Source organism: Saccharopolyspora oryzae, assembly GCF_027853915.1.
Classification (GTDB): Bacteria; Actinomycetota; Actinomycetes; order Mycobacteriales; family Pseudonocardiaceae; genus Saccharopolyspora; species Saccharopolyspora oryzae.
On sequence record NZ_JAQGLA010000086.1, the window covers coordinates 17,227 to 28,136 of the forward strand.

At 71.0% G+C, this 10,910-nt stretch carries 11 protein-coding genes; 2 read left to right on the forward strand and 9 right to left on the reverse strand.

All coding sequences use genetic code 11. The features are described from left to right. The first annotated feature begins 83 nt into the window (after nucleotides 1-83). Entirely contained in the window at nucleotides 84-1,415 is a 1,332-nt protein-coding gene (locus OU415_RS31960; RefSeq protein ID WP_408641947.1) for an MFS transporter, read from the forward strand. 14 nt (nucleotides 1,416-1,429) lie between these two features. Here the strand turns inward: OU415_RS31960 and OU415_RS31965 are convergent, their stop codons facing one another. The 3 genes from OU415_RS31965 to OU415_RS31975 all read right to left on the reverse strand — a co-directional run bounded on the left by OU415_RS31965 (nucleotide 1,430) and on the right by OU415_RS31975 (nucleotide 4,662). After that, complete coding sequence (locus tag OU415_RS31965; protein ID WP_270953217.1) at nucleotides 1,430-2,170, reverse strand: GntR family transcriptional regulator; 741 nt, start codon at nucleotides 2,168-2,170, stop codon at nucleotides 1,430-1,432. Between the two features lie 58 nt (nucleotides 2,171-2,228). Further along, nucleotides 2,229-3,395, reverse strand: coding sequence for an acyl-CoA dehydrogenase family protein (locus OU415_RS31970; protein WP_408641948.1), 1,167 nt, complete (start codon nucleotides 3,393-3,395; stop codon nucleotides 2,229-2,231). Between the two features lie 76 nt (nucleotides 3,396-3,471). Then, nucleotides 3,472-4,662, reverse strand: a complete 1,191-nt coding sequence (locus tag OU415_RS31975; RefSeq protein ID WP_270953218.1) for an MmgE/PrpD family protein — start codon at nucleotides 4,660-4,662, stop codon at nucleotides 3,472-3,474. A gap of 188 nt (nucleotides 4,663-4,850) precedes the next feature. Between OU415_RS31975 and OU415_RS31980 the strand changes: the two genes are divergently transcribed. Beyond that, nucleotides 4,851-5,687: an FAS1-like dehydratase domain-containing protein gene (locus OU415_RS31980; RefSeq protein ID WP_270953219.1), complete on the forward strand. Its 837-nt coding sequence runs from the start codon at nucleotides 4,851-4,853 to the stop codon at nucleotides 5,685-5,687. Here OU415_RS31980 and OU415_RS31985 read toward each other — a convergent pair whose 3' ends face one another. From OU415_RS31985 to OU415_RS32010, 6 genes are all read right to left on the reverse strand, one after another. Beyond that, the gene (locus OU415_RS31985) at nucleotides 5,688-6,707 is read right to left on the reverse strand and encodes a hypothetical protein (RefSeq protein WP_270953220.1); all 1,020 of its coding nucleotides are present in this window, start codon (nucleotides 6,705-6,707) and stop codon (nucleotides 5,688-5,690) included. Nucleotides 6,708-6,767: 60 nt separating this feature from the next. Beyond that, nucleotides 6,768-8,129 (reverse strand): LLM class flavin-dependent oxidoreductase, encoded by a 1,362-nt coding sequence (locus tag OU415_RS31990; protein ID WP_270953221.1) that lies wholly within the window; start codon nucleotides 8,127-8,129, stop codon nucleotides 6,768-6,770. Nucleotides 8,130-8,146: 17 nt separating this feature from the next. Beyond that, on the reverse strand, nucleotides 8,147-8,815 hold the full coding sequence (locus tag OU415_RS31995; protein WP_270953222.1) for a methionine ABC transporter permease: 669 nt from the start codon (nucleotides 8,813-8,815) through the stop codon (nucleotides 8,147-8,149). Continuing rightward, the gene (locus tag OU415_RS32000; protein WP_270953223.1) at nucleotides 8,805-9,581 is read right to left on the reverse strand and encodes a methionine ABC transporter ATP-binding protein; all 777 of its coding nucleotides are present in this window, start codon (nucleotides 9,579-9,581) and stop codon (nucleotides 8,805-8,807) included. Before OU415_RS32000 ends, OU415_RS31995 begins: the two co-directional genes overlap by 11 nt. Further along, complete coding sequence (locus tag OU415_RS32005) at nucleotides 9,578-10,495, reverse strand: MetQ/NlpA family ABC transporter substrate-binding protein (protein WP_270953224.1); 918 nt, start codon at nucleotides 10,493-10,495, stop codon at nucleotides 9,578-9,580. The genes OU415_RS32000 and OU415_RS32005 overlap by 4 nt, the downstream gene beginning before the upstream one ends. 25 nt (nucleotides 10,496-10,520) lie before the next feature. Further along, nucleotides 10,521-10,910, reverse strand: a 390-nt coding sequence (locus OU415_RS32010; protein WP_270953225.1) for an acyl-CoA dehydrogenase family protein, incomplete at its 5' end; no start/stop codon positions are given.

Consider the following 10,910-nt stretch of genomic DNA (forward strand, 5'->3'; position numbering starts at 1 on the left):
CGGGTCGCCCCAGCGGGGGCAGGAACCGCTCGGACGGGCGGTTTCAACTGGCTGTCCCGGTGGTGGGCTGGTGTGATCCTGACGTGGGTGTGTCTACGGGTGCCCCGTCGACGGTCCATCGGCGCGGGCGGGCGGTGTTCAGCTGGGCGCTGTGGGACTGGGGCTCCGCAGCGTTCAACACCGTCATCTTGACCTTCGTGTTCACCGTGTACTTGACCGAGCGCGTCGCCGTCGATCCGGAGAGCGGGTCGAAGGCGCTCGGCGTGGCGTTGACCATCGCCGGTGTGTGCATCGCGCTGGTGGCGCCGGTGACCGGTCAGCGCAGCGATGCCGGCGGGCGGCGCAAGCTGTGGCTGGCGGTGCACACCGGCCTGGTGATCGTCTGCACCGCGGGGTTGTTCTTCGTCCAGAACGAGCCGTCGTTCCTGGTGCTGGGCCTGGTGCTGCTGGCCACGGCCAGCGTCTTCGCCGAGTTCGCCACGGTGAACTACAACGCGATGCTGCTGCAGGTCTCGACCCCGGCCACGATCGGGCGGATCTCCGGGTTCGGCTGGGGCATGGGCTACTTCGGCGGGCTCATCGCACTGGTGATCGTGCTGATCGGGTTCGTGCAGCCCTCCGTCGGCCTGTTCGGGGTGACCGCGGCCGACGGGCTCAACATCCGCGTCGTCGCGCTGTTCGCCGCGATGTGGTTCGCGGTGTTCGCGCTGCCGCTGTTCGCCTTCGTGCCCGAGGCGCCGTCCTCCGGCGAGCAGGTGCGCCACGCCCTGCTGGGCAGCTACGTGGTGCTCGGCAAGCGGCTGGCGTGGATGTGGCGCGAGGAGCGGCGCACGCTGGGGTTCCTGGTGGCCAGCGCGATCTACCGGGACGGGCTGGCGGCGATCTTCACCTTCGGCGGGGTGATCGCCGCGGGCACCTTCGGGTTCAGCCCCAGCGAGGTGGTGGTCTTCGCGATCTCGGCGAACCTGGTGGCCGGGCTCGGCGCGTTCCTGGGCGGCCGGGCCGACGACCGGTTCGGGCCGAAGGCGGTCATCGTCGCGGCGCTGTTCGGCCTGGTGCTCGTCGGCGGTCTGCTGCTGGTGCTGCCGCCCGGCAAGGCCGCGTTCTGGGTGTGCGGGCTGACGCTGGCGATCTTCCTCGGCCCGACCCAGTCGGCCAGCCGCACCTTCCTGGCGCGCATCGCCACGCCGGGCAAGGAGGGCGAAGTGTTCGGCCTCTACGCCACCACCGGGCGTGCGGTGAGCTTCCTGGGGCCGCTGGCCTTCAGCGGTTTCATCGCCCTCTTCGGCAGCCAGCGCGCCGGGATGGGCGGCATCGTGCTCATCCTGCTGGTCGGGCTGATCGCGATGCTGCCGGTGCGGTCGCCGGACCGCCCGCCCGAGCCGACCGAGGTTCCCGCCGCCGACGCCAGCTGAGCTCCTGCTGGTGCTCAGCGCACGTTGCGGCGCAGGCGCACTCGGTACGAGTAGTGCTCGGGCAGGAAGTGGCTGACCGCCAGTTCGACGGGTTGTCCCGTGGTGGACTGGTACATGCGGTCGATGCGCAGCAGGGACCGGTGCGGTTCGCAGCCGAGCTGCTCGGCGATCTCGGGCGTCGCGGTGCCGACGGTGATGCTCTGCTCCGCCTCCGCGATGGGGTCGGTCAGCCGGTCGTCGAGCAGTCCGATGATGGTCACCCGGCTGCGGGCACCGGTCTCGGTCAGCTCGGGCACCGACTCGACCAGCTTGCCCACCTCTGGCGGCAGGAACACGGTGGTCAGGCAGAACGGGACATAGTCGTGCAGGCGCAGGAACTCCAGCACGTGCACCCGGTCGGAGGCCAGCCGGAGCCGCCCCGCGGCGTCGAGGTCGACCTTGCGATGCAGCGGGGTGAGCAGCTGCATCGTGGTGTCGATGGACAGCCCCATCAGGTCGTCGATGGACCCGAACTGGCGCAGGTACTGCTCCTCGCGGGGCGCGGCGAAGGTACCGCGGCCCGGGATCCGGTAGACCATGCCCTCGGCGACGAGGTCCTGGAAGGCGCGGCGCACCGTCTGGCGGCTGACGCGGTGGCTCTCGGCGAGCTCGGCCTCGGTGGGCAACCGCTTGCCCTCCGGGTAGTCGTGCTGCAGGATCGCCGACCGCAACTCGCGCGCCAGGCGCAGGTACGCGCTCTCCCGGCCGTCCGCCACGTCATCACCTCCCGGCTCCTCGCCCCCGACCGTAGCGGAACCGCTCGGAGCCCGATCTTCAGCCGTCGAGGCCGCCGCGTTTGACGAGTTGCGCGGCGATCACGTTGCGCTGGATCTCGTTGGTGCCCTCGCCGACGATCATCAGCGGTGCGTCGCGGAAGTAGCGCTCCACGTCGAACTCCGTGGAGTAGCCGTAGCCGCCGTGGATGCGCACCGCGTTGAGCGCGATCTCCATGGCGACCTCGGAAGCGAACAGCTTGGCCATGCCCGCTTCCATGTCCACCCGGCGTCCCGCGTCGTACTCGCGCGCCGCGTGCAGGGTCAGCTGGCGGGCGGCGGTGAGTTTGGTGGCCATGTCCGCCAGGTAGTTGCCCACCGACTGGTGCTTCCAGATCGGCTTGCCGAAGCTCTCGCGCTCCTGGGCGTAGCGCAGCGCGTCGTCCAGCGCGGCTTTGCCCACGCCGAGCGCTCGGGAAGCGACCTGGATGCGGCCGGTTTCCAGGCCTTTCATCATCTGCGCGAAGCCCTTGCCCTCCGTTCCGCCGAGCACTGCGCTCACCGGCGCGCGGTAGTCGTCGAAGGACAGCTCGCAGCTCTCGACCCCCTTGTAGCCGAGCTTGGGCAGGTCGCGGGAGACGGTCAGGCCGGGTCCGTGCTCGACCAGGACGATCGAGATGCCCTTGTGCGCGGGCTGCGCATCCGGGTCGGTCTTGCACAGCAGCGCGATCAGCTGGGAGCGGCGGGAGTTGGTGATCCAGGTCTTGGCGCCGTTGATCACGTAGTCCTCGCCGTCGCGGCGAGCTGTCGTGGTCATCGCTTGCAGGTCGGAGCCGCCGCCGGGTTCGGTGAGCGCCATCGTCGCGCGGATCTCACCGGTGGCCATCTTCGGCAGGTACCGGCGCTTCTGCTCCTCGGTGCCGAACTTCAGCAGCAGCTTGGACACCACGCTGTGCCCGCCCATCGCGCCGGCCAGGCTCATCCAGCCGCGGGCCAGTTCCTCGACGATGAGCACGTAGCAGGGCGTGGAGACCGGGGTGCCGCCGTGCTCCTCGGGGATGGCCAGCCCGAAGATGCCCAGCTCCTTCATCTGCTCGATGAGGGCTTCCGGGTAGGTGTTGGTGTGCTCGAGCTCCTGCACCACCGGCTTGACGGACTTGTCCACGAAGTCCCGAACCGTTGCCACGGCGAGCTTCTCGTCCTCGTCGAGGATGTCCACTGTGCTCACTCCGCAGTGCCCTTCTCTCGGTGCCGCGCAAGTTCAATGGAAATTGGGCGTGCGATTTCAATGGAATTTGGACTGATCAGGCCGCGCGCGGGAAGGTCTTGCGCAGCAGGTCCCGGACCGTCGTCCAGTCGGCGTCGGCCAGCAGGGCCGGTACGTCCGGGCCGCAGGCCTTGAGCTTCTCGCCCAGTTCGGCGGATGTCGGCGGTCGGGACGGCGCGCCCGGCGGGTGTTCCAGCCGCACGTTCAGGGTCGGACCGTCGTGCTCGACGTCGATGTCCACTTCGCCGGTCAGCAGGCCGTCCGCGCCCGGGGTGTGCTCGAGTTCGACCTCGCGGAGCAGTCCCTGCGCCGCGTTCCGGTTGACGGCTTCGTCGGTGAAGGCGGCAAAGCCCGGGTAGTCGTCCAACAGCGCCGTGGCGACCGCGTACGGCAAGCTGAACTTGCCTTCCAAGCCGGTGGTGGGCCGGTCGTGGATCAGCGGTTTGACGGTGGCCAGCGGAGTGCGCACCCGGACTGCGCGCACTTCGCCGCGAACCTGGTCGCGGACGTCGCGCAGCGCGGCGATCGGGCGTTGCATGGCGTAGCAGCAGGGGTAGACCTTGATCGCCAGCCCACCCGGGACCGCCGGTCCGGACAGGTCCAGCTCGCCGCGGCCGCCGACCAGTTCCAGCCAGGCGTCCAGCGCGCCGGGGTCGGCGGTGGCTCCGGCCTGCGCCAGCTGCGCGGCGCGCACCCCGGCCTGGGCGGCGAAGCCGACCTGCAGGGACTTGCCGTGCGTGCCGAAGGCGTTCTGCACTCCACCAGCGGCTGGGACCGCGAGCGCCATCGCGGTGGCCAGCTGCTCGGCGGAGAGCCCCAGTGCGGTGCCTGCCGCGACGGCGGCGGCCGGGGCTCCGGCGGTGCAGGTCGCGTGCCAGCCCGCGGAGTAGTGCGACCAGCCGAGCGCGTTGCCCAGGCGGGCCATCACCCCGGCTCCGGCCAGGTACGCCCGCGCGTCACCGCCGGTGGCCAGCACCACCGGTACGGTCACCACGCTGATGTGGGTGGTGGAGTCGACGTGCAGGTCGTCGAAGTCCAGCACGTGCCCGACGGCTGCCCAGCGGGCGGCGTCCGGCAGTTCGGCGGCGATCGCGGTCAGCGGGTCCTCCCGCGCGGCGAGGGTCACCGCGGCGGTGTCGAGCAGGGAGCGCTGGGCCAGCGCCAGGTCTTCGGTGCTCGGTTCGAGCTCGGCCGCCCAGTTCGCGAGTGCTTCGGCGATGGATGCCATGGGAACCTTTCCGCCAGCGGGTCGACCCTACGCATTGTTTGTACGGCCAAATGCGTCGCGCGGTCAAGACCGGCTGCCGCCTGAAACCTGCTGCCCGCGCGGGATCACTGCCGCTGGTCGTTGACGCGGGCAGGAGCGGGGTCGAGACTGGCAGCAAGTTTGTACGGCCCAATTCGCGAGGAGGAGCAGTGCCGGGTTTGGACACCTACCTGCAGGGGTGGCGGCCGGAGCCGCTGGCCGAGACCGACGCCCCGAGCTCCGAACCGTCGCGCGCCCTGGCCGCCGTGCTGGAGACCGCCGCACCCGCCGACGACCTGCCCCCGCTGTGGCACTGGGTGCACTTCCTGACCTGGCCGCAGCACGGCGAGCTCGGTGCGGACGGGCACCCGGCGCACGGGCACTTCCTCCCCCCGATCCCCGACCGGCGGCGGATGTTCGCCGGCGGCCGCCTGACCGCCACCGCTCCCCTGCGCCTGGGCGCACCTGCCGAGCGCACGACATCGCTGGCCGACGTGGTGGTCAAGCAGGGCCGCTCGGGCGAGATGGCCTTCGTGACGACTCGCGCGGAGTACCGGCAGGACGGCGAGCTGCGGTTCGTCGAGGAGCAGGACTACGTCTACCGCAGCGGGGAGAGCTCGACCAAGAGCCCGAACACCTCCCGCCCCACCGAGCTGCCGACCTCCGACGCGCCGTGGCAGCAGCCCTTCACCGGCGACCCGGTGCGGCTGTTCCGGTTCAGCGCGTTGACCGCCAACTCGCACCGCATCCACTACGACGAGCCCTACACCCGCGAGGTCGAGTCCTACCCCGGGCTCGTCGTGCACGGCCCGATCCTGGTGCTGCTGATGACCGAACTCGCCCGCCACCGCGCGCCGGACCGCCGGGTGACCGGCGTCGACTACCGGCTGCGCCGCCCGGTGTTCGCCGGCGACCCGGTGCTGGTCACCGGCTCACCGGCCGGGGACATGGCGGTCCGGACGGCACCGGACGAGGTCATGGCGACGGCGCAGGTCACCTTCGGCTGATCAGCGGCGCGCAACCCGCTCCCAGGCATCCAGCAGCCGCGCGGCCGATCCGCCGATGGGTCCGACCGCGTCCGCGAGCACTTCCGGATCGGGCAGCTCCGCACCGTCCACAGCGGACACCGCGGAGCCGGCGTCGGTGATGGTGCTGGAGCAGACCGCCAGCAGGTGCTCCGGGACGTCCAGCGCCGGATCGACGCATCCCACCAGCGGAGTTCCCACCGCGGCGATCAGCGGGAACACCGTGCCGGGAATCCCGATGGCCGCTTCGGCCCGCGCCGAGGCCTGCAACGACGGAACGTCGCTGATCTCGAAGCGGCTCCACAGCGACGGGTCCTCCCGCGGGTGCAGGCCGACCAGGATCCGCTTGCCTGCGGCCTGGAGCTCGTCGGCCGCGGCCAGCAGCAGTTCGGTGCCGGGTGCGGCCGCACCGGTGTCGTCGGGGTGCGTGACGCTGGTGAGCACCAGGACCAGACCTGGTTCCGGTGCGCGCTGCGGCAGCGAATCCGCTTGCGGCGCACCGACGACCTGGATCTCGCGGTGAGTTCCCAGGTATCCGGCGAAGGCGCGGGCCTCCGCGGGCGAGGACGAGGTGAGCGCGCGCAGCCGGGGTCGCAACTGCTTGGCGCGTTCCGCTTCCCGCGGCCCGAGGTAGGCCAGCGAGCTGGCCGCGAGGGGCAGGGTCCGGAAACGGTCCGCGCACTCCACCGGCCAGTCCCCAGCGCCCGTCACCACCAGCAGGTCGGCGGCTGGAGCCTCGTCGGGCACCGCCACCGGCACCGGATCGCCCGGGGCGATCCCCGCCCGATCCGGCACCAGCTGGGTCAGCTGCCAGCCGCGCCGGTCGGCTTCGGCGAGCAGCGGTTTGACGTGGTAGGTGCCCCACGGCTCGTTCGTCGCGATCAGGACGCGGCGCGGCCGGCCCGCCGTCGCGGTACCGCCGAGCGCCAGCAGCCCCGCACCGGCCAGCGCTGCGCCCAACACCGTTCGCCGCGCGACCACCGCCCGCTCGTCGTTGCTCATGAGCACCGAACCTACGCACCCGAACCGACCAGGACGTGAACGCGCGACGAACTCGGCTGATCAGCGCGGTGCGTCGTCGAAAGCTCCCCGGTGGACCGCGGCCGGGTGGCGCGGGTTCAACCGGCCGGAGCCGTCGGCGAAGAGCTTCTCCCGGAAAGTTCCCGGGTGGTAGTCGGTCTGCGCCAGGCCGCGGCGGCGCAGCTCGGGCAGCAACCCGTCGATCACCTCCTGGTAGCTGCCCGGGATGACGTGGTTGATGATGTTGATCCCGTCGATCCCGGCGTCCTGCCAGTGCACCAGCTCGTCGGCGATCTGCTCCGGCGTGCCGACCAGCCGCATCCGCTCGGCGCGGTAGCGGACCATGTCCTCGATGGTCGGATCGCCGCCCGGCACCGAGTCGATGACCGCCTGCAGCACTCCCCGACCGCCTTCGACGTGCAGGTCCTTCAGCGGGGTGTCCACCGGTGCGTCGCCGAGGTCCACCCCCATCCCGCCGAGCATGTGCGCGGCCAGGCCGTCGATCGACAGGTGCTCGTCGAAGTCGGCCTTGCGCCGCCGGGCCTCGGCTTCGGTGCTGCCGACCACGAAGGACAGCCCTGCGAAGAACAGCACGTCCTCGGGACGGCGGCCGCGCTCCACGGCCTGCGCCCGGACGGTGGTGGTGATCTTCTCCGCGCTGGCCGGCGAACCGGCGAACATGAACACCGCCTCTGCGTTGCGCGCCGCGAAGGCCATTCCGGCCGGGGAGGTGCCCGCCTGGAACAGCACCGGCGTGCGCTGCTTCGAGGGCGCCACCAGGTGCGGCCCCTCCACCGAGTACCGCTCGCCCCGGTGGTGGATCTTGTGGATCTTCGCCGGATCCGCGTGGACGCCCGCTGCCTTGTCCCGCCGCAGCGCGTCGTCGTCCCAGCTGCCCTCCAGCAGCTTGTAGACGACATCGACGTACTCGTCGGCCCACCGGTAGCGCTCGTCGTGCGGGGTCAGCCCGGGCAGGCCGAAGTTGCGGTGGGCGTTCTCCAGCGCCGAGGTGACGATGTTCCACCCCGTCCGGCCACCGGTGAGGTGGTCGAGCGTGGCGGCGCGGCGGGCGAAGGTGAACGGGTGCTCCTGGATCACAGAGCTCGTCCACGCCAGGCCCAGGTGCTCGGTCACCGCACCGAGCGCGGAGATCATCACCGATGGGTCGTGCGACGGGATCTGCAGGCCCTCGGTGGCGAAGATGTCCCAGCCGCCGCGGTAGTTCCCGTACAACCCGACCACGTCGGCGAAGAAGATCGCGTCGAACTTGGCCGCTTCCAGCTGCTGCACGAGATCGGTCCACAGCGACAGCTCGTCGAACCGGTGCTGCTGCGCCTCCGGGTGCCGCCACTGCCCTTCCAGGATGTGCGAGGTCGTGGCCATGACGAAGGCGCTCAGCCGCAAGCGGCTCCTCCGGGCGCTCACAGCCGCTTGTCCAGACTTCGCACGGTCGCGTTGCCGACCAGTTGGACCAGCTGCACCAGCGCGATCATCACCAGCACCGCCACCACCATCACCCCTGTCTCGTAGCGGTAGTAGCCGTGGCGGATGGCGAAGTCGCCGATGCCGCCGCCACCGACCAGACCGGCGATCGCCGAGTAGGAGATGAAGCTGACCACCATGATGGTGATCGAGCCCGCCAACCCCGGCCGCGCCTCCACCAGCAGCACGCTCCAGATGGTGCGCAGCTTCGACGCACCCATCGCCTGCGCGGCCTCGACCACGCCCGGATCGACCTGCAGCAGGTTCTGCTCGACGAACCGCGACAGGTAGGCGATGGCGTTGACGCACAGCGGCACGGTCACCGCGACGGTGCCGACGCTGGTGCCCACGACCAGCCGGGTGATCGGGATCATCGCGATCAGCAGGATCAGGAACGGGAACGAGCGCACCAGGTTCACCACCGCGTTGAGCACCTGGTGCACCCGCGGCGACGGGCTCAGCCCGCCCGGTCTGCTCACCCACAGCAGCACGCCGACGGGGATCGCGGCAAGCACCGCCAGCGGCACGGTGATCAGCAGCATCAGCCCGGTTTCGCCGAGCGCTTCGAGCATTTCCGGCAGCGCGGCGGTGATGCGGTCAGCCGACACGGGTCGCCTCCGAGGTCCGCGGCTGCAACCGGATGCGGTCGTCGAGCATGAACCGGGCGATCTCGGTCTCGGGCTGCAGCGGCGACCCGTCCAGCCGCAGGTGTTCGACGACCTTGCCGCCGGCCATCACCGCGACGTCGTCGGCGATCGCGCGGACCACGTTCATCTCGTGGGTGACCAGCACGATCGTGATGCCGAGCCGTTGGTTGATCTCCTTGAGGTAGCTCAGCACCGCCACCGTGGTCCGCGGGTCGACCGCGCTGGTCGGTTCGTCGCACAGCAGCACCGATGGCTCGTTGGCCAGCGCCCGCGCGATCGCGACCCGCTGCTTCTGGCCGCCCGAGAGCTTCGCCGGGTAGGCGTCGGCCTTGTCGGACAGGTCGACCACGGCGAGCGCCTCGGCCACCCGCGCCGGGCGGGCCGCCTTGTCCACGCCGGCGATGCGCAGGGCGAGTTCGACGTTCTGCGCCGCGGTGAGGTTGGCCAGCAGGTTGAAGTGCTGGAAGATCATGCCGATCTTGCCGCGCCGCCGGCGCAGCTCGGCGTCGTCCACAGTGGTCAGATCGGTGCCGTCGACCTCGACCGCGCCCGAGTCCGGCCGTTCCAGGAGGTTGATCAGCCGGATCAGCGTCGACTTGCCCGCGCCGGAGAAGCCGATGATCCCCTGCACCGAGCCGCGCGGCACGTGCAGGTCGACGTCGTCGACGGCGGTCAGCGGTCCGTCCGGGCCGGTGAAGCGCTTGGTGACCCCGCGCAAGGTGATCAACGTCCGCCGTCCTTCCACCACTGGCCGAGCTGGGCCTGCGGGTCCTCGGTCCACGGCAGCGGCGCCCAGTCGCCGTAGAACCGCTTGAAGAAGCCGGCGACCTGCGGGCTGTGCAGCGCGGCCTGCAACGCCCGCGCCTTCTCCGACCCCACCTCGTCCGGCCGGCCGCCGACGACGATCCGGTACGGCACGGCGTCGACGTCCTTCTCGCGCAGCAGCGCGGAACCCTCGACGTCCAGTCCGATCTCGATCGCCTGCCGGGAGAACAGGAACCCGGCGTCGACGTCCGGCAGGGTCTGGGTGAGGGTCTGCTGGTCGACCTCCACGAACGAGTAGCGGTGCGGGTTGTCCACGATGTCGCGCTGGCTGGTGGTGACCACCTGCGCGCCGTCGCGCAGCTTCAGCCGCCCGGCCTCGGCCAGCAGGTGCAGCGCTCGCCCGTTGTTCGCCGGATCCACCGGCAGCGCGATGCGCGCACCGTCGGGCAGCTGCGCGATGTCGTCGTAGCGCGTGGAGTACAGCCCGGCCGGGGAGCCCACGACGTAGAACAGCGGGACCACGTCGGTTCCGTTGTCGCGGTTGAAGGTCTGCAGGTAGGCGCCGTGCTGGAAGAAGTTGAAGTCGGCTTCGCCTGCGCTGACCGCGTGGTTGGGCTGCACGATGTCGGTCACGTAGCGGACGTCGAGCTGCCAGCCCTGGGCTTCGAGCTGCCGGCGGGCGATCTCCAGCGGGTCGTGGTACGGCGGGCTGTCGGTGGCGACGATGCTGATGGTGCGGTCGTCGGAGGCCGTTCCACCGGCCAGGCCGCAGCCGCCGAGGGCCAGCACCAGCGCGCCGATCAGCGCGAGGAACGGGAAAGAGCGGGAGTTCTCGGGTTGCCGCGCGCGGGCGGACCGGTGGTGCGAAGTGGACACTCTCGTCGCTTTCTGCTGGGGCGGGTCAGATCTGGCCGTGCCGGGGCGGCCGGGTGCCGTTGAGGACGTAGCGGCCGATGTGCTGGACCTTCCAGCGCACCGGGTCGTGCAGGGTGTGGGTGCGGGCGTTGCGCCAGTGCCGGTGCAGATTGGTCTCGGCCAGGCTCGACCTGGTGCCGGAGACCTCGAACAGCGCGCTGCTGAGCTCGACCGCGACGCCGTCGGCGAACACCTTCGCGGTGGCCACCGCGATCGAGGCCGTGGCGGCGGAGTCGGCGTCGAGGTCGGCGCGCGCCGCGTCGAGCTCCGCGCCCGCCTTCTCCAGCAGTGCCTCGGCCGCGCGTAGTCGGACTGCGAGCTCGCCGAACCGCTGGATGGTGAGCGGATCCTCGGCGGCTGTCTCCACGCCCGCTTC